This is a genomic window from Tenacibaculum agarivorans (assembly GCF_001936575.1).
In the GTDB taxonomy this organism is placed as follows: domain Bacteria; phylum Bacteroidota; class Bacteroidia; order Flavobacteriales; family Flavobacteriaceae; genus Polaribacter; species Polaribacter agarivorans.
On sequence record NZ_MSMP01000009.1, the window covers coordinates 42521 to 62391 of the forward strand.

20 protein-coding genes are annotated in these 19871 nt (G+C 29.4%); 18 read left to right on the plus strand and 2 right to left on the minus strand.

The features are described from left to right. The first annotated feature begins 246 nt into the window (after positions 1-246). From BVC87_RS08465 to BVC87_RS08545, 16 genes are all read left to right on the plus strand, one after another. Positions 247-822 (plus strand): Crp/Fnr family transcriptional regulator, encoded by a 576-nt coding sequence (locus BVC87_RS08465; RefSeq protein WP_075341935.1) that lies wholly within the window; start codon positions 247-249, stop codon positions 820-822. Positions 823-894: 72 nt separating this feature from the next. Then, the gene (locus BVC87_RS08470; RefSeq protein ID WP_143569746.1) at positions 895-1368 is read left to right on the plus strand and encodes a hypothetical protein; all 474 of its coding nucleotides are present in this window, start codon (positions 895-897) and stop codon (positions 1366-1368) included. 128 nt (positions 1369-1496) lie between these two features. After that, positions 1497-2048: a hypothetical protein gene (locus BVC87_RS08475; RefSeq protein WP_075341937.1), complete on the plus strand. Its 552-nt coding sequence runs from the start codon at positions 1497-1499 to the stop codon at positions 2046-2048. A gap of 390 nt (positions 2049-2438) precedes the next feature. Continuing rightward, positions 2439-2945 carry a hypothetical protein gene (locus tag BVC87_RS08485; RefSeq protein ID WP_075341939.1) on the plus strand — a complete coding sequence of 169 codons (507 nt, stop codon included), beginning with the start codon at positions 2439-2441 and terminating at the stop codon, positions 2943-2945. A 21-nt stretch (positions 2946-2966) separates the two neighbouring features. Further along, a complete protein-coding gene (locus BVC87_RS08490; RefSeq protein ID WP_075341940.1) occupies positions 2967-3716 on the plus strand; it encodes a hypothetical protein in 750 nt (249 codons plus the stop codon). A 36-nt stretch (positions 3717-3752) separates the two neighbouring features. After that, positions 3753-4580: an AraC family transcriptional regulator gene (locus BVC87_RS08495; protein ID WP_075341941.1), complete on the plus strand. Its 828-nt coding sequence runs from the start codon at positions 3753-3755 to the stop codon at positions 4578-4580. A gap of 137 nt (positions 4581-4717) precedes the next feature. Beyond that, the gene (locus tag BVC87_RS08500) at positions 4718-5101 is read left to right on the plus strand and encodes a VOC family protein (protein WP_075342047.1); all 384 of its coding nucleotides are present in this window, start codon (positions 4718-4720) and stop codon (positions 5099-5101) included. Between the two features lie 116 nt (positions 5102-5217). Beyond that, entirely contained in the window at positions 5218-5790 is a 573-nt protein-coding gene (locus tag BVC87_RS08505; protein ID WP_075341942.1) for a Crp/Fnr family transcriptional regulator, read from the plus strand. Positions 5791-5889: 99 nt separating this feature from the next. After that, entirely contained in the window at positions 5890-6891 is a 1002-nt protein-coding gene (locus tag BVC87_RS08510; RefSeq protein WP_083629348.1) for an alpha/beta hydrolase, read from the plus strand. 95 nt (positions 6892-6986) lie between these two features. Then, positions 6987-7811 carry a hypothetical protein gene (locus tag BVC87_RS08515; RefSeq protein ID WP_075341943.1) on the plus strand — a complete coding sequence of 275 codons (825 nt, stop codon included), beginning with the start codon at positions 6987-6989 and terminating at the stop codon, positions 7809-7811. Then, complete coding sequence (locus tag BVC87_RS08520) at positions 7795-8538, plus strand: hypothetical protein (RefSeq protein WP_143569747.1); 744 nt, start codon at positions 7795-7797, stop codon at positions 8536-8538. Before BVC87_RS08515 ends, BVC87_RS08520 begins: the two co-directional genes overlap by 17 nt. A 76-nt stretch (positions 8539-8614) precedes the next feature. Further along, positions 8615-9523: a helix-turn-helix transcriptional regulator gene (locus tag BVC87_RS08525; protein ID WP_075341945.1), complete on the plus strand. Its 909-nt coding sequence runs from the start codon at positions 8615-8617 to the stop codon at positions 9521-9523. A gap of 87 nt (positions 9524-9610) precedes the next feature. Continuing rightward, complete coding sequence (locus BVC87_RS08530; protein WP_083629350.1) at positions 9611-10147, plus strand: nuclear transport factor 2 family protein; 537 nt, start codon at positions 9611-9613, stop codon at positions 10145-10147. A gap of 12 nt (positions 10148-10159) precedes the next feature. Continuing rightward, complete coding sequence (locus BVC87_RS08535; protein ID WP_200799177.1) at positions 10160-10570, plus strand: nuclear transport factor 2 family protein; 411 nt, start codon at positions 10160-10162, stop codon at positions 10568-10570. Between the two features lie 141 nt (positions 10571-10711). Continuing rightward, positions 10712-11623 carry an alpha/beta hydrolase gene (locus BVC87_RS08540; RefSeq protein WP_075341947.1) on the plus strand — a complete coding sequence of 304 codons (912 nt, stop codon included), beginning with the start codon at positions 10712-10714 and terminating at the stop codon, positions 11621-11623. A 118-nt stretch (positions 11624-11741) separates the two neighbouring features. Further along, on the plus strand, positions 11742-13367 hold the full coding sequence (locus BVC87_RS08545) for a hypothetical protein (RefSeq protein ID WP_075341948.1): 1626 nt from the start codon (positions 11742-11744) through the stop codon (positions 13365-13367). Here the strand turns inward: BVC87_RS08545 and BVC87_RS08550 are convergent. Both BVC87_RS08550 and BVC87_RS08555 read right to left on the minus strand, forming a co-directional pair. After that, positions 13364-15142 (minus strand): TonB-dependent receptor, encoded by a 1779-nt coding sequence (locus BVC87_RS08550; RefSeq protein ID WP_075341949.1) that lies wholly within the window; start codon positions 15140-15142, stop codon positions 13364-13366. The genes BVC87_RS08545 and BVC87_RS08550 overlap by 4 nt on opposite strands. A 13-nt stretch (positions 15143-15155) precedes the next feature. Next, a complete protein-coding gene (locus BVC87_RS08555; RefSeq protein ID WP_083629352.1) occupies positions 15156-18107 on the minus strand; it encodes a tetratricopeptide repeat protein in 2952 nt (983 codons plus the stop codon). A 198-nt stretch (positions 18108-18305) separates the two neighbouring features. On the opposite strand from BVC87_RS08555, the gene BVC87_RS08560 reads away from it, so the two are divergent. Further along, the gene (locus BVC87_RS08560) at positions 18306-19001 is read left to right on the plus strand and encodes a cell division ATP-binding protein FtsE (protein WP_075341951.1); all 696 of its coding nucleotides are present in this window, start codon (positions 18306-18308) and stop codon (positions 18999-19001) included. Further along, positions 18998-19864, plus strand: a complete 867-nt coding sequence (locus BVC87_RS08565; protein WP_075341952.1) for a glycosyltransferase family 2 protein — start codon at positions 18998-19000, stop codon at positions 19862-19864. The genes BVC87_RS08560 and BVC87_RS08565 overlap by 4 nt, the downstream gene beginning before the upstream one ends. Positions 19865-19871 lie beyond the last annotated feature (7 nt).

Consider the following 19871-nt stretch of genomic DNA (forward strand, 5'->3'; position numbering starts at 1 on the left):
AAATATCGTTAACAAAAGAAAAGATTTATCTTTCGGCGTACTACACTGTTTTCAGTTAGTTTTATTTATAACAATGAAATATACTCTTTACAATATTTATGAATTAAGATAGAGTAATACAATGTGTTTAAAATGCTTATTTTAGTGTCAAAACAAACAACTAATACTTTTTCAAGCTATATTTTTCTTAAAAATTAGAGTTTTTCAATATATCTATTCATAGTATTAAAATCAATTGACTCATACATGCAAGAACTTTTAACCTACATAAATAACATAAGCACAATTGAGTATAATACCTTTAAAGAATTACAAAAATATTTTACACCTTTTCAACTGAAAAAAAATGAGTTTTTTGTTAGAGAAGGTGAATATGCAAAACAAATTGGGTTCTTAAAAAAAGGCATTGTGAGGGCTTTTTTCTTAAACAAAGATGGAAAAGAATATACCAAGCAATTTTTTGTAGGACCTTCTATAATTGGTGCATACAGCGCTTTACTTACGAAACAAACTAATAAAATAGCTCAACAAGCACTTACTGATTGTGAAATTTTGGTGGCTAATTTTACTAATATAGAAAAGCTGTATACTAAATTTCATGATTTAGAAAGATTAGGTAGAAAAATAGCTGAGTTTTATTTTTTGGAAAAAGAACAAAAAGAAATTGAAATGGCAATATTGAATGCAGATAAGAGGTATTTAATTATGAGAGAACAATTTCCTACTATAGAAACTATTATTCCTCAATATTACATTGCTTCTTATCTAGGTATTTCTCCAACCCAACTTAGTCGAATTCGGAAAAAGTTAAGTAATCCTTAATTTTAATTACATATGTAAATGTAAGTATTCCTTACTATGATAAAATTTGTATTCACTCATAATTCAAATGCAATGAATCATATTTTATCTTTTATTTTAATTGGGATTTTCTCCATTTTTTTAGGTAGTCAAATTACAGAAGGATGTATTTTAGTACCTTATTGGAAAACATTATCTCATATAGAATTTTATAACTATTATGCTAAGTTTGGGCCAATAATAGGTCGTTTTTATACCATACTAACTATTATAGCAACATTAATTCCGTTATTTGCTAGTATCTATTGTTATTATAAAAAACCTCTTGCTTTAAGATATTCTCTTATTTCTACACTTTTTGCATTTCTAGTTATCGCTATTTTTTATATATATTTTAAAGAAATCAATCAACTATTCTATGAAGCTGCTTTTACTCCCAATCAATTGCAAGCAGTACTAAGCAATTGGGAACATTATCATTGGTTACGTGTATTTTTCGAATTACTATCATTAACTTTTTTAATCCTGTCATTAAATATGCTAAACTTAAAGAAGCGAAAAGTATAGCATAAAATATTAGAACTAAAAAGTTATGTACTCTATAATGAAACCTGCATTAAACTACTAAACATCAGTAACAAAACACCAGAACATTCGTCTTCCTAAAAAATTACAACAACCAACTACAATTATCTATGGAAGCAAAATCAATTTTAGATCATAAAGTTCTAGTAACACTAAGTGTATTTTTTTTAACTCTTTTGTTCATTCTATTTGAATACTTTAATGGCGGCGTAATTACGCATCATTTACTTGCAAGAGAAGATTTACCAGGTATTTCAAACTGGTGGGGATTAGTAACTGTTCCATTACTTTCCTGGATAAGTGTTGTTTTAATAAGTAAACGAAGAGATACTATTATAAAGCTTGAACCAGCACAACTTGAAAATTATGATGCTAAGATTTTAAGAGCATTTTTATTTGCATTATTATTTGGAATCACTGCATCATTACTATGGAAATTCAATTTAGCTAATATCTTACGGTATTTTATTCTTACTCCTATTCTATTTGCCTTTTTTAAACCTGTGTATTTACCTGAATACTTATTAGGGTTTGTAATAGGAATGCAATTTACCTTTGGAGGAATATTACCAATTATAGTTGGTACAGTATTATTAATCTTATGTTTTTTGGTTCATAAGTTAACTAGGATAATAATGAAAACTATACTCCCCAAGAACTGACTTCCTGTAGCTAAAATACTATAAAATTTCACTGAATATTGGGTATAAAGAAAGTAGATAAAACACTAGTTTTATAATATCTGTTATTGGTATATGAAATACATTTTATTTCTAAATAACTTTGAATACAGCAACTATACTATGTTTGATTTAAAAATTCGAAAAAGATGTTTAATACACTCGTAAACCTACTCATTGTTGTTACGCTACTTTTTCTTTTTTTCGGAGTCTCTCCAGCAGGTGGTACAACATCTGGTCTAACTGATGAAGGTATTAATAATCTTATGAAACTATTTTACGGATCTATATTCCTAATCATACTCATAAGTATTAAATTAGTTCGTTTCATTATATTAAAGAGGAAATCTATAAAAAACATAAAACAAACTAATGGCAAACATTTTCACTAATACAAAAGTAAATAATGAAATACTACGGATGAGTAATGGATTAACTTCTGTATTTATTGAAACATTTTGTCTTGCAGGCGCAGACCTTGCAAAAAAACAATTTGAAAAGGATCTTATGATTTGGTTTGGACAACGTGATTGGGTTATTTTAGGTATGGGCGTCGAAGGGTTTGATATCTCAGAAATTATTTGGAATACTAGAGAATTCGAACAACAAAAGACTTTTATTCTTAAGGTTATAGACTCGGTATATACAAAACGAAATTGGCAGTACTTGTCTTATGAACCCAATACCAGTTTCCTTTTTGAAAAATTAAATATGTTTAAAAATATGATACACTCATTTACTTCTGAAAACATTGGAAACAACGATTGGGAAGAAGGTTTATTTGAATTTGATGGAGAAATTATGAAGTATGATCAATGTGAAAAACATAAGATATATAAACATTATCAAGGTTGTGTAATTTGTAATAACGAAATATAAAATATAATACTTACTCCAATAATGCGATCTATTTTAATTAGTATACTCACACTAACTAGCTTTTCTATCTTTGCTCAATATCCATTTGAAAAATACCCATCACCAACATATCAAAAATATAACAATTGGAAACGATATGATTGGACTGATACAAAACAAGCAGTTCATCATACGTTAAAAATTGATCAGTTTTTCGATAATAAAGAGGCTTTAACAATACAATTAACCTCATTTACATCAAACCATAAAACTTCTTTAATTCGTGTTTTTCGAAATAACACACAAATCCAAAAAATTAAAGAAGATATGATTTTCACAACACTAAATACAGGACACGAGCCAATACGTGTTGCAGACATCAATGGAGATGGACTTCAAGATCTGAAAATTATAACCTCATACTTAGGAAACGGAATTGCGGGGCTCAATGTTAAAATCATTTATCTATTTCAAACCCAAAATCAAGAATTCATTAAGGTTTCCTTTTCTGATATGATAGATACTGACAGAACTGAACGAGATTTTGATGGAGATGGTAATTTTGAAATCATCACCATGGGCTTAAATGGATATGATAAACATAATTATTGGACTTTTAATATTTTTGAATATAAAAATGAGGAATTACAATCTGCCAATTTTAAAGATGAATATCCAATAATGATTCAGTACCTTTATCGTAAAAACTATGAAATTACAAAGAAAATTGATCGTCAAAAAATGAAAGAATTTGCTTTAACGTTTCCTCGTCATTACGACAAAAGGAACTAAATATATAATCTTACTTTCTGATCATTTTTGAACAGCATGCAGAAAAAAGAAAACCACATATTAAAATTTTTAAGAGACTATTATAAACCTATTCAACCTACAGTATCAATTACTAATAGTGAAATTAGTTATCGAGAAATTTCACCTAGCGTAACAATTGAAAATTATGTTTATTGTTTTTGGCAATTGAAAACCAAGAAAAAGTTATCGGAAAATTATAAATACAGAGTGGTTTCTGACGGATGCATCGATATTTTTTTTAACCATCAAAAACCAATTGAAAATTTCATAATGGGTTTTTGTAAAAAATATACGCATTTCGAGATTGGAAAAGAGTTTGATTACATCGGAATCCGATTTTTACCTTCTGCTTTTCCCCTTCTATTTGGTATTGATGCCAAAACATTAAGTAATCAGTCTCTAGAACTTAATGAAGTTTTACCTAATTTTTCCAATTGGATTCATACAACTATAACATCTTCAGACTCATTTGAAATCATCTCCAAAAACATAAACAATCAAATCATCAGCTATTTAAAAAACAAGGAAATTAATTATGATCATCGTTTTTTAGATGCGTTACAAAAGATTTTTCTTAAAAATGGATATTTAGATACTGAAAAAGAATTACATACTGGCTTAAGTCCTCGACAACTCCGTAGAATTTTTAACTTTTATATTGGTACTACTGCTAAATCATTCAGTAATGTTGTGCGCTTTCAGTATATTTTAAATAGAAAACCTTCAAAACAAAGTTTAAAAGACAATAAACCTTATTATGACGTAGGTTTTTTTGATCAAGCTCATTTTATCAAAAGTTTCAAAACATTCTACGGTATTACACCTTCAGAGGCTTTCGATTAGATTTTGTCCGATTTTTACAATTCTTGCTGTTATTCTCTATCTACATTTGTATCAACAAAACATTAAACGTGAGAATATTAATCATAACAGTATTTGTATTAACTCTAGGTTTTACAAATGCACAAATACAATACAAGATGAAACTAAATGCAGGAATAATTACAACCAAGCTAAAGGAGACTAAAGAATTTTATACAAAAACATTAAACTTTGGAGTGCGTTTTGAAAACGATTTTTATCTATTACTTCACACTCCTAATCAATCATTTGAAATTAGCTTTTTACTTCCCAATCATCCAAGTCAAAAACCAATTTTTCAATCGCCTTTTAATGGAAAAGGTATGTATTTAACTATTGAAGTTGAAAATGTTGATGAAATTTACCAAGAACTAAAAGGAAAAGGAGTTAAAATGGAAGTAGATATCAAAAATGAACAATGGGGCGATAGACATTTTGCTATTGTTGATCCAAATGGAATTGGAATTGATATTGTAACCTATACGAAACCAGAAGAACAATAAAATTATAATTAATAGTTACTACCTCATTGTACCAGTCTTTACTTAAAGCTGGTACTTTTTTATACGGTTCACTTTCATTAAATTAAAGTATCTTGTATCCATAATACTGATGACAGATGCTATTAAAAGATAAAATAAGAAATTTAGTTCGTAATTTTTCTCCTCTCACTCCAGAAGAAGTAGAACTCATTGTTGAAAAAACAATAGTTAAGGAATTTAAAAAAGGAGATATTTTATTAAGACAAGGACAAATTCCTACCAAATGCTATATGGTTGTAGAGGGCTGTGTAAGAGAGTATTTAATAAAAGATGGAGAGGAAAAATCTACTGCATTTTATACTGAAAGTGAAACATTTACACCTCAATCTGAAAAAGGTATGCCATCAATACACTACTGGGAATGTGCTGAAGATTGCGTATTAACAGTGAGTACTAAAAGTTATGAGGAAGAGCTCCGAAAATTACTTCCCCGCTTAGAAGATGTTTTCCGTCAAATCGCTATTGATAAAATTTATATGGCAAAAATTCAATGGAGTGAATTTGTATCATCCACTCCTGAGGAAAGGTATCTAAACTTATTGAAAACTAGACCTAATCTTTTCAATCGTATACCACATTATCAGATTGCCAGTTATCTTGGCATGAAACCTCAATCATTAAGTAGAATTCGTAAAAGAATAGCTAACTAAATAAATAGTAAATACTACTTCTTTTTTATTATACATTCACTAAAGTGAATGCATAATACTTTTATAGCCTATAAGTTTGTGAAGATATAAAACCTGATTATGAAAAAAGTCATCTCATTTATATGTTTACTCACACTAAATTCTCTATTATTTCCTATGAATGCTCAGCAAAAAACAGACACTACACTAGTTTATGTTCATCAAGAAAAAGCAAGTTTTAAGTCGAAATTCTTTCAAAGCATGGCTTCTATCTTTAGAGTTAAAAAGTATATAGAAAAGAATATTACTAAGCATACATATGATCAAAGTATAGCTCCTATACCTAGATCTATCCGGAAAAACTTTATTATTCATAAAGACAGCTTGCTAAAAAGACAAATTTTTATACTAGAACCTAAACAAAATACTTCAGAAAAAGTGATTTTATATTTACATGGTGGCGCTTATTATTGGAATATTTCGAAGTACAATTGGTCGTTTGCGGAAGAATTAATAAAAGAAACCAGCGCAACTATTATAATTCCTGATTATCCATTAGCGCCAAGTGCAACCTGTGAAGATCTCTATGATTTTATGAATGAATTATATCAACAATTAATCTCTACCCATCATCATAAAAATATTAGTATTATAGGAGAATCTGCTGGAGGTGGTTTAGCATTAGGTTTTTCCATGCTTTTAAGAGATCAAAATACACCTCAACCACATCAACTTATATTATTAGCACCTTGGCTTGATGTCACTATGAGTAATCCAGAAATTTTAAAAATTGATAAAAAAGATAAGATCCTAGGAATAAAAGGACTACAATTAGCAGGTAAGGGTTATGCTGGAAAAATGAATGTTACGGACTATAAAGTAAGTCCAATTAATGGAGATCTATCTAATCTACCTCAAACATCTATTTTCATAGGCACTCATGATATATTTGTAGCAGACGCTAGAAGGTTAAAAAATAAAGCACATGCTAGCGGAGTTCCATTACGCTATTATGAATACCCTAAAATGTTTCACATTTGGATTTTAGTTAAAAAACTTAAAGAAGCTAAGCATGCACGCAAACAGATCGTATCATTACTTCTCGCAAAAAATTCTAATTAAAATTTTCTTAAATTGAAATCTCATAGTAATGAATACCTAACAAGATTAAAAATCATTATTATGCTATATTCCTATAAAAATCTAAAGCTCTATACATGAATCAAACGTTTGGTTGTATTGTTATTCAAAAAGAAAAAAAATTCCTTAGCAAGGATACTATAACTAAATCAATTTCTGAACTAGGATTAAAAGCCTCGATAGACAATTCTTCTTCATATACTTTAGATCATTATTTGTTATCAAATACTATAAAAGATAATTATTTATATGCTACTGAAATACATAATTTATTTGTCCTTTTAGGGCATCCTCTATATTATTTGCTAAATGAAGAAACCTTAGGTAGGGTTCACCAAAAGAAAAGAACATTATTTCATTTTACACAACATGGAAAAAGTAGAGAATATGGATATAAATTTTACCAAAAGGGTGAATTATGTACTCATGAAATTTGTTTTGGAGAAAATTCAGATTTATACTACAAAAGTCCAATACAAAACGGTATAAAATTACCGAAATCTATTCATCGTGATCACGCGTTTCATCAGTTTGCCAATGAAAAACAAATTCCAATAGAACTACTCAATACATTGAGAGCTTCTTTACCTCGCAATGGTATGTCATCTGTTTTTTTTCACCCTAAAAAACAAGAATGGATATATGGCAAATTAGTTTTTCAGAAAAACTCTGAGGGCATAACAGTTACTAATTTTCAAGAATTAGCTCCTCAAGGACACAAAAGAGGAAAGCCTATTCTTGTTGATTCGAAGGCTATTGAAAAAGGACTACTTATCCGATGGGAACAATTATTTTACGAGTGGCATAATAGAACCATAAAAGAACTCCTAGGCTTTAGGTTTGATTACCCAAATGAATATCCTAATAATATAAAACTTACAAAATATGAATTGCTTTCCTAACATTTGTAAAAGTCTAGTTGTATTGAGCTTTGCTTTGGTATTTGCTACTTGTGGAAAACCTAATACACTTCAAATAGGTATTACAGTGCATTCTGAAAAAGGATATGGTATAATTGTAACCAAAATTGCTACACATAAAAATCCAGAGTTACCGATAAAATTTGGCGCTAGAAATCTATGTAAATATTATGTGTATCCAACCCTACCTTTTGAAACCACCAATATCGTTTCTTTAAGAGATTTTGAAGGAATTCCACATGATCATATTCCTAATTATATAACATTTGAATATCAATATGTAAACATTAATGAATGTACTATGTCTCGGAAAGATACTGTAATAAAGCTTCGTTTTTTAAAGGATCATCTTCCTCAAAAAAAGGGTGATATTGTGGAAATGGGTTGGGATAAAGCAGCATATTATGTACATAAAACCAAAGGTATTGCTGAAATCATCAACAATAATGATACTTTAGACCATGTACTTTCAATAGCTCCTGTATACTATTCACGATATGATTGTAAGAAATGGGTTCCGATTGAAGGTGAAAAATTTATGAAAACTATTGATCTTAGCACCTATCAAAACTCTAAAGTAATGACTGACTTCAATAAAAAGACAGCTTTATCTGGCAATAAATATCGTACTGCAATTACCTATAAGTTTTATGATAATGGTGAAATCAAATTAGATATAAAAAATTATAATAACAACCCATGGAAATAATTACATCCTAGATTGGTTAATACATATTTTTACTATAATAGTACTAGAAAACATTTCATACATCTAGAGAATTACAATGCATCACTTTAAAACCATAGTAAATTATTGTAAAGCCATTCAGATTTCTAATCCAAAACATCCTTATTTTGATATTAGACGTTTTGAAGAGAATATGCCAACTGTAGTTGCTAAAATGCCTCCTTTTAAACATGAGTTTTATGCTATTGCTATAAAAGTAGAAGGTTCTGGTAAAGCTATTTCAGGGCATCATACAAATTTTCCTGAGGGAGCTACGGTATTTTTTAATTCTCCTTTTCAAATAATTTCTTGGGATATTTTACCCGATTGGGAAGGCTATTATTTAATGTTTTCTAAAGAATTTATCACACAATCTAAATATTTACAACAATTATTAAGTGAATTTCCTTTTTTAAAGATTGATCAGTCAATACCTTTTGAAGTGAAACCCCAAGAAGTTTCAAAATTGTTGTCTATTTATGAAGCCATTTATGAAGAGCAACAGAACTTAAAAAAAGATTCGCTTATTATTATTGAAAGTCAAGTGTTAGTACTTCTAAATTTTGTAAAACGTTTTTTTAATAATCAAGTAAGTGAACAAGATGCTGAAACTGCTTTTAGAAAAGCAGATATTCATTTATTATCAAGATTTCAGGCTCTGATTGAAACTAATTTTTACGATAATTCAACTATCACTAAAAAAGCACATTCACCTAGTTTTTATGCAAAACAATTAGCCGTACATCCAAATTATTTAAATGCAATAGTGAAACAAATTACAGGACATACAGCGAAACAACAAATTCAAAAACATATATTACAATTGGCTAAATCACGGTTATTACAAACTCAAATGAGTAGTAAAGAAATTGCTTATTCTTTACATTTTGATGCTCCTAACAATTTTAATACCTTCTTTAAAAAACATACAGGAGAAACTCCTACTACATTTAGAAAAAATCAATAATCTTTGATTTTTATACTTCTTGATTTGATTCTATAAATCCATCCTATCTCTTCTTATTGATCTTTGTATCATCAAACTATAAATGATATGAAAATCAAAGCAATAGTAGTAAGTCTGCTATGTACAATAGCAAGTCAACATTTAAAATCACAAGAAATGAGATCAGAAATTATAAACGAAACACAACGTATTCAAGAAACCATTAGTAAATTATTTATACATAGTGATGATAGAAATTGGAAAATTGTTGAGTCTCTATTTGCTGATACCGTAACTCTAGATTATTCTTCTATGACAGGAAATTCAGCCGCTAAAGTTTCGCCTACAGATATTACTTCTGCATGGAAAACTGTATTACCAGGATTTACATATACTCACCATCAGTTAGGTAACTTCATTACAGAAATAAATGAAAGTAAAGCCCATACTTTTTGTTATGGAACTGCAACCCATTATTTGGAAAATAACAATGGAAATATTTGGACCGTAGTTGGTAGTTATGATTTTGATTTAGAAAAAATCAATAATAATTGGAAAATAACACTAATGAAATTCAATTATAAATACCAAAATGGTAACGATAAATTAATTCAAGAAGCTATTAAAAACGTTAAATCAAATTAAATGGACACCGCAATGAGAAACAAAGCAAAAGTATATACATTTTTTAATGCTTTAACAGCTGAAGATGCAAATGCTATAGCCAATTTATTTGCTGAGAATGCAAAACACATCAATCCATATCATTCTGAATTGTTTCCAACAGGAGCAGAAGGCAAAGAAGCTATCCGAAAATACTGGGAACCTGTATTCCCTAATTTTGAAGGAATGACATTTCCTATTGAAGAAATCTATGCTATGGAAAATCCTAATATCGTGTTTGTAAAATATACTGGGATAATCAAATTAAAAAATAATGCTGGAGTATATCGTAATAACTACTACTCCACTTTCAAGTTTAATGACAAAGGAGAAACTATAGAATACGTAGAAATCTTTAATCCGATTGTGGCTGCAAGAGGTTTCGGATTGTTAGATCAAATTTAATAAAGCTCTATTACTAACAATAACATTCAAAATAAAATATGATGAAAAAACTAGTTATGCTCACAGCAGTTGTAGTAGTAAATGCTTGTGGAAAGACTCCAAAAAAAGACGTTATAAAAACAATACAAAAAAACTAAAATCATGGAAAAAATACATTTTAAAAGTGAAGGATTAAACCTAGTAGGACATTTATATTATCCGCCAAATTATAAAGAAGGAAAACAATATCCAGCTATTGTATCTTCTGGTAGTTGGACAACCGTAAAAGAACAAATGGCTGGTTTATATGCTGAGCGTTTCGCAACAAAAGGATTTATCACATTAGCTTTCGATTTTAGAAATTATGGAGAAAGTGAGGGTGTACCTCGCAGTTGGGAAAATCCATCCATGAAAATACAAGATATTAAAAATGCTGTAGCGTATTTAAAAAACTTACCAGAAGTAGATTCAGATCATATTGGAGCATTTGGTGTGTGTGCTGGTTCTATGTATACGCTAATGGCAGCTTCAGAAGATAATGCTATAAAAGCAGTAGCTACCACAGCCTCTTGGTTACATGATGCTGAAGCCGTAAAATTATTTTATGGCGGTATAGAAGGTGTGCAAGGCAAAATTAAAGCTGCGCAAGATGCTAAGAGGAAATACGCAGAAACTGGTGAATTTACTTATATTAAAACTATTTCTACTACTGATGAAACAGCAGCAATGTATGGTGAATATGATTATTACTTAAATCCTAATAGAGGAGCAATACCAGAATGGAGTGCAGATCAGTTTGCTGTGGCTACTTGGGAAGATTGGTTAACTTTAGATCCATTTCCTTCTGCAACTAAGTTAAACAAACCTTTATTAATGATTCATTCTGATGGTAGTGTGCTACCAGATTATACTAAAAAGTACTTCGAAACTGTTCCTTCAAAGAATAAAGAATTAGTATGGGTTAAAACAGATTTACCTTCTCCAATGCATCAATTTGCATTTTATGATCAAGAAAAAGAAGTGAATTTAGCTGTGGAAAAAACAAGCGCTTTCTTTAGAAAAGTATTACACTAAAACGAATAATCCCCTTTTATTTTGTTCCGTCCGAATGTATTATTGCATTCGGATTTTTTATCATAAAGTTATATAAAAGCAATACTTTTAGCCTTTCTTATCAAAAGAATCGGAATATATGAATCTAAATAGTATTGAAGATATAAAAAAATTGAAAGGTGGTATTGGTATTGACACACTAGAACAATATATTCATCAACTTTTACAATTATGTATTGATTATACTATTTCATGGGAAGAAGGTATAGAAGCTTTGAGTGACATAATTGCCTTAAAGAAACATGATAACTCTATTTTATCTGAAAAAGTAACTGCTCCAATACTTAATTGGATTACTAAAACATATAACTCTTCTATATATGAAGGCTTTCCTGAGAGTAAAGATAAGGAAGAACATGAGAGAGTATTACTACTTCTTCGTGTAACCAAAGACGTATTGTTTAAAGTTCATCATACCACTGATACTATCCCTTTTTTACATACTGTATTACAAAACTCTTCTAATCCATTTGAAACAAGAGAAATACAATATTTTCTAGATTATATCAAAAATTTAAAACCTGAACACAAGCATAACTTAGACGATGAACTGTTAGATAAAATTCTTACAGAAGTCGATCTTTTTTTTGATACAGAATACAAGAACGGAGAAAATCCATATGCTGTATGTGGATTAAGAGAAACTATAAAAGAACATAAACTATGCTACTCTATTAGTTGGTGCCAAAAAAAAGATAAATATATTTCTCCAGCCAAAAGATCAGGATGGGTTGGCGTTGGTCCTTTAATGATTTCTAAAAATTTTGATTTATTCCAAAGAATGGGTTCTGCTATAGGCCCTGATTGGATTTATCTTTTTGAGTTGGACATCCAAAATTTAGAAGAATATTTTTATGTAGAAGTTCCTTATCAAAAACAAAATACAGCATTGTTAAAATCTGTATTACAATGTACTGAGGAAGAATTACTAGATAAAATAGATGATAATGAAAATATTATTTTTTCTGAGTCAAAAGCTTGGATTGATAACTATGCTAGTTTCCAATCCATAGTTGACAAGCTAAATGCAGAAGGAATTTCATGTAAAGTTCAAATTAAAACTAGAGAAAAAATAAAGGTGGAGAAAGTTATCAATGAAGATAATATTGAAACAGAAGATGATACTGAAGAAGTACATGAAAACTTAATTCCATTAGCTGTTAATAATGAATGGATCTATAAGCAATCCATCTATAATAAAAAATCAGAAAAAGCAAAAATAGCAACCATAGCCAATACGGTTACTGATACTCTCGATTTATCAGAACATACCCAATATGTAATTACTGAATTTGGTGAAAAATATGATATTTTTCACAATAACAAAGGTATCATACGCTTTAAATGGAGTCAAATAGGTATTGAACGATTATTTTCATTGCAACATCCTTACACAATTGATAAATTTCCTTTTAAATATCAAGCTACTACACTAAAACATATATTTAGTACTGAAGATATCTCTGATACAGAAATTATCACTCATAATGTTATTTTATATAAAGACGATGAGTTACTAGTAATACATAATAAAACATACACGTGTTATAGATATGTTTTAAAGCCTGTTGATGAAAAAGGCGTTGAAATAATAAACAATACGACAACAATTTATATCGCTCTAGACATTGGAATTGTCAAAAAAACAATTGAAACTCCTAATGAAATTATCAATTATGAATTAATTGATCAAAATTTCAATTAAAACAATGCATCAAACTTATAAATAAATCCTCCTATAACTTGGAAACCTTGTGCATCAAAATTAGTAAATCGTTGGTATTGACTATTCGTGATATTATTTGCTCGCAAGAACACTGAGAATAAATCATTAAAATGATATCCTCCATTTACATTTAAATCTATATAGTTAGATAAATCTATCACTGTAAACGTATCAGCACTACGCTGTGCTCCTTTTCTATCGCCTACAAAATATAAATTAGCTCCTGCATACCATTTTTTTCGTTTATAACTAGCAAATACATCTGCTTTTACTTGTGGTAAATTAAAAGCTTCTTCTAAATTACTTACGTCAAACGTATTGAATTCTACATTTAAACCTAAGTTTAATCTTCTAGAAACATCATAGGTTAACTCTCCAAAGAATCCAATAGTAGTTATGTCATCGTAAACCACATCAAAAGAATTTCCGTATCCAAAACCTGGGAAACCTAAACCTGCTGGAGTTGCCGTTGTAGTCCCATTAGATAATGATTCATTCAACACAAAAAATGTTCTACTTTCTTCCTTCTTAAAACTTACTCTTGTATTGTAATTAAAATCTCCACTTAGTATCCCTCTAAAACCTCCAAAAACATTGAATGCCTCACTAGATTGCGTAATATTTAATGTTGGTGATACATGTGGATTTTCAGAAGTAAAACCCTCATAAGAATTTACCGTTAAATCACCCTTTACTCCTGCATAAATATTAGCATATCTCTTTATAATTGGATAGTTAGCTTCAACATCTGGATATGCAAAAAATTTCCCTTCACTATTTTCTAAATCAAAAGAATAATACGCCTTTCCTCCTATTTTCATATCGAAATCACCAAATGATAATGCATAAGAAGGGTTAATTCCTGCTGTAGCAAAACTGTAATTGATTTTTTGATCAGGATCAGCATAAGTTCTATCAAATCCTCCCATTACAAAATTAATCGAAGTTCTTAATTGTAAATCTTCTAAATTAGTTCCAAATCGCCCTAGTGAAATAGCAAACTTGGCATCTACATCAGCATGGATTTCATCTGAATCTTGGCTATCTGTAAAATAAGCAATAGATCCATTAACTTCTTCAGTAGTTCTGTTTGGAAAAAATATAGAACCAAATATGTTGTAATACTGATATAATTGCTCTTCTTCTATTCTATTAATCGCTAAATCCGTGAAGTTTATATCAGTTGGTAGTCCGTACCAATTGTATTTATTTCTATACGCGTTTGCACCAACTTTCCAGTCAAAAAAGCGCATTTCTTGCTTTAAAAATAAGTCAATACTAGCATTGTAATAGCTACTACTTAAAGGTGTACTTGCCACCGGATCTGATGAAGAAATAAAATTAATTTTCCCTCCATATTCATACTCAAACGCATTGGTATTTTGAAAATATCCTTCCACAAATGGCGTTAAATTATTACCAAATCCTAGTGAAAAATAATTATCAAAAAGTCGCTCTCTATCTCCTACATCAATCCCCTTTAACACTCCACTCTTAGGGATAAATTTCGAAGCAACTGGAACGGTTTGTACTTTATATTCTAAAGCTTTTCGTTCGCTATTTTTAGACAATTTAATGACTGGTTTCTTCTTTATTTTAAATGCATCTGTTACTTTAGGCGCATAAGAGGTCACAACTTCTACTACTTCTGTTTTAATAATAGTATCTTTTGCTTTTTCTGTTTTGTCCTTTTTTTGTGCTATACCAAAGTGCGCAACAAACATCAATACTGTTAGTATTATTCCTTTATTCATTCTCATGTACGTTTTACTTTTTAGAACTGATGGATTCGTTAGTTTTAGCTTCTTTACTCTTTATTTTATTAAGCTCGTTCTTAGCTTCTTCTATTAAATCTTTATACTGCGTAAAGTTCTTTACAATGTTATCTAAGATATACGTTGCTTGATAGGCATCTTTTAACGCATAATAATTCTTAGCCATTATAATGTAGCTTTTTACTCCCCAGTATTTATAGGTTGAATAATTGGCGATTAGATTTTGAACTTCTTCATTAGAACTTTCATATGCTTTTTCTTCATGAAGGAAAAATGCTTTGTAGTATAATGTTTCCGCTTTTAACTCTCCGGTTGCTGTATCATCTAATGTACTATAGTAATCTTCAGCAACTACAAGATCATTAGTAGCCATCGCAGAACGCGCTAAAATAATTCTTGCATCGTCACCCACTACTTCATCTATTTTACTGTTAGCTAATACTTTTTCTGCATAAGTAACGGCTTTCTCATAATCTTTCTTTTCATAATACCCTTTCATCAGATTACTTTGCGCAAATATGATATTCTGATCTATATTTCCTTCTTTTTCTAAACGAACTAGAAGTAGCATTGCTGTATTCCATTTCTCTTTTTCTAAGTACAATTGACTTAACTTAGCTAATGCTTCTTCAGAAAACTCATTAACTCCTTTATCAATTACATATTTATAATAAGGTACTGCATCTTGTTTTTGACTTCCTTTGAAATAAAGTTGCCCTAAATAAAAATTCGCTTTTAATGCATGTAATCCATTTGGAAAACTTTGTAAGTAACCAGTAAACCCTTTAATAGCTCTAATCTCATTATTTTCAAGATATTTATTCTCAGCAGCTTCATAAGTAGTATTATCAATATCACTATTAGAAACATTTACAAAATCTAATGTTTTTACCCATGTTGCATATTCGTTTACTTTACCTAAATCTATATACACATTTCTGGCACTAGCTACAGCTTGTTTCGCTTCATTAGAATTCGGATACTTAGCGACTACTGATTTGAATTTTTCAAGTGCTTTCGTATTATTTCCTGAATTGTACTCCAGTAATCCTTGACGTAATTCTACTGTTGGTATATAACCACTTTGAGGATGCTCTTCTAATAACTTATTGTATGAAATATTGGCTTGTTTTGTTTTTCCTAAACTAGTATAGGTAGTTGCTAACTGAAATAAAGCATCGTCTTTTAAGTTAGAACTATCGTAGTTTTTAATTAGATTATGCAAGTCATTAACTTTGGCTTTACTATCACCAGCTAATCCATTACTCATTGCTTTTTGATATTGTGCATAATCGGCACCAGAACCTCCTTCATTAATCACTTTATCATATGCACTAATTGCTTCACCATATTGTTTAGAAGCATAAAAAGAGTCTCCTAAACGATTAGAAGCATCATCATTAAAGTCATTATCCTCTAAATTTTGATTTAAAAATTCATAGAAATATTGTCTTGAATTTTTATAATCTTTTTGCTTAAAATAAGCATAAGCTATGTTATAGTTTAACATTTCAGCCTCTTCAAAATTTGGAGCACTCACTGCTGAAAAAGAAGTTACAGCATTTCTATAATTTCCTATTAAATAATTGGTTTCACCTAACCAATAATGCGCTTTGTTTTTAATAGTATCGTTTACTGCTTTAGTTGCTATTAAAAAATGAGGTAATGACTTATTCAATTTTTGTTCATTAAACAACTGCATTCCTCTGTATAATGATACTTCATGCGCCAAAGCATTATTTTCAGGATTCTGATTGGCTTTTAAATAATTGATAGCTCCCTGATAATCTTGTTGATGTAAGTACGATGTAATTAATAAGCCTGAAATTTCTTGTGTATTTGGTGATTCTGGGTACTTAGCTAAATACTCCTTTAAGACTTGTGGAACACTCTTATATGGATTTCCTGCTTCATAACTAAGCTTGGCATAGTTTAAATCTGCATCGGCAGTGATAATAGGGTCAAAATTCATTTCACTAGCATTCTTAAATGCATTTAACGCTTCTGACTTTTTTCCTTCACTTAAATAACATTGTGCTAAATGATAATAAGCACTTTGTGCTACTTTATTTTCTCCTCCAATAATTTTATTAAACTGTCCTATTGCACTTGTATAATCTTGAAGTTTATAGTAAGAATATCCTAAATAATAGTAATCTGTATTTGTCCATTTACCATTTTTACCTTCATATTTATTCAAATAAGGAACCGCTTTTTCATATTGTTCCAAATTGAAGTAACTCTCCCCTATAATTTTACTTACGTCAGATCGTTGCTGTTGTTTTTTAATATTTGGTAAGATTTTTTCTCCTACTTGTACCGCTTTTTCAAACTTTCCGCTTTTAAAAGCCATATCTAACAAGTAATAATTAGCCTCAGCCTTATACGTTTCATTATCGGCTAACTGACTTAAATTATCTTCTGCTTCGCCATAATTTTCTTGCTTATAAGAAATATATCCATAGAAATAACGAGCGTCTGTACCATATCTAGGATCACCAAGTAACGTTGCAAATTTTTCTTTAGCATCTTTCAAATAGTTCGATACTAAAAGCGTGTATCCCATTTTATAATTGAGCTCTTTTTTTTCTTCAACATTTAAAAGTGTAGGATTTACCTTTTGATACCATTTTAAAGAATGTGATGCTTTTCTATTCGCAAAGTAATAGTTTCCTATATTCAAATATATTTTTTCCTTTTTACTACTGTAAGGATGTTTTTTAACAAAATCTAACACTTTACTATCTGCTTCTGTTTGATTTAATTTAATCGCACACATAGCATCATAATAATCTGCATCTGTTTGTAAATTATGTTTGGTTGTGTTGGCAGAAACCTCTTTAAAGATTCGCTGCGCTCCAGAATATGCCTTATTATTATATAAAGTTATGGCTCTATGAAACTTTCCATCAATATTCGTTTGCACCTCAGTATTCTGAGCCATTGAGCTTTTTAAACCCAAAAAACAACAAAATACGATCCATAAATAGTTATATTTCATATCAGATTTTATCTTTGTTTTCGTTCCCCTTTTAGGATAACGTCATCTTTTTGATTTTGTTTTGTACTATAACAATCCTCAAAGATAAAAAAAGTGGCTTTAATAGATAATAAATAATAGATTTGTAAAAACTTACTTTTTATGGAAGAACCAATACTGCAGCTTGAAAATGCAGATATTTATCAACGAGATATTTTAGTGTTATCAAAAATAAATTTCACCTTAAACAAAGGTGACTTCTACTATTTAATTGGTAAAACTGGAAGTGGTAAAAGTAGCTTACTAAAAACATTATACGGTGATCTTAGATTACAAAGAGGTTTAGGAAGTATTGTTGGTTTTGACTTAAAAAAAATGAAAGAGAAAGATATTCCTTTTCTACGAAGAAAATTAGGTATCGTTTTCCAAGATTTTAAGTTATTAAATGATAGAAATGTTTTTGATAATTTGGAATTTGTTTTAAAAGCTACTGGATGGAAGGATAAAAATGAGCGTAAAGAAAAGATCTATGAAGTTTTGGATAAAGTAGGTATGAAAGAAAAATACTACAAAAAAACTTTTGAGCTTTCTGGTGGTGAGCAACAACGTGTAGCCATTGCTCGTGCACTTTTGAATGATCCTGAATTAATTTTAGCTGATGAGCCAACTGGAAATTTAGACCCTAGGACATCTCTTGAAGTTATGGAATTACTAAATGAAATTCATAAAAGTGGTAAAACAATTTTAATGGCCACTCATGATTACCAGCTAATTGTAAAATTTAAGCAAAAAACTGTTAAGTGTGAAGGCGGTAAAATATTTGAAGTAGTGCAACAACAGCCTACTAAAAGCGAATGATTTCAGTATTAATTCCTACATATTGTTGGAATTCCTTTCCATTAGTTGAAAAATTACATCAACAACTTACCTCTGAATGTATTCCTTTTGAAATCATTGTTATAGATGATGCTTCTAAAGATCAAAGTGTTTTACAAAATAAAAAAGCTAATGACTTAACGTATACTTCTTTTGAAATTTTGTCTCAAAATATTGGTAGAAGTGCTATTAGAAATTTGTTAGCTAGTAGAGCAAAATTTCCTTGGTTATTGTTTTTAGATGCTGATGTAATGATCCAAAGTGATTTTATTAAAAACTATATTTCAGCTATCGAAAATTCAAATTCAGATGTAATTAATGGAGGAATGTTTTATATGGATGATATTAGAAAAGGAAGTTTACGTTGGAAATTTGGGAAAAAGAGAGAAGAAATTAGTGCTATAGAAAGGAATAATCAACCATTTAGATATGTATTTACAGCCAACTTATTGATTAAAAAAAAGGTACTTGATCTTGTAAAGTTTGATGAAGAGTTACTATCTGGATATGGTTATGAGGATTCATTATTTTCTCTAGATTTAAGTAAACAAAACATTACAATTTCTCATATTGAGAATTCCATTTTTCACTTGGAGGTAGATTCGAATAAAAAATTTATTCAAAAAGTAAAACAAGGAATGAAAAATTTGACGAGAATTATGAAGACTAAAGATTCTCATCTGTACGATATCAAAATGCTAAAGTTGTACAAACAGAACCAATTCATATTAAATCACCTATTTTTTTTAAGTCCTATATTTGAAAAAATGGCATTAAAAACCTCATCTTTATTGTTTTTTGATGCATTTAGAATCACCTATTTAGCCAAAATTTTAAGAAAATAAATTTAAA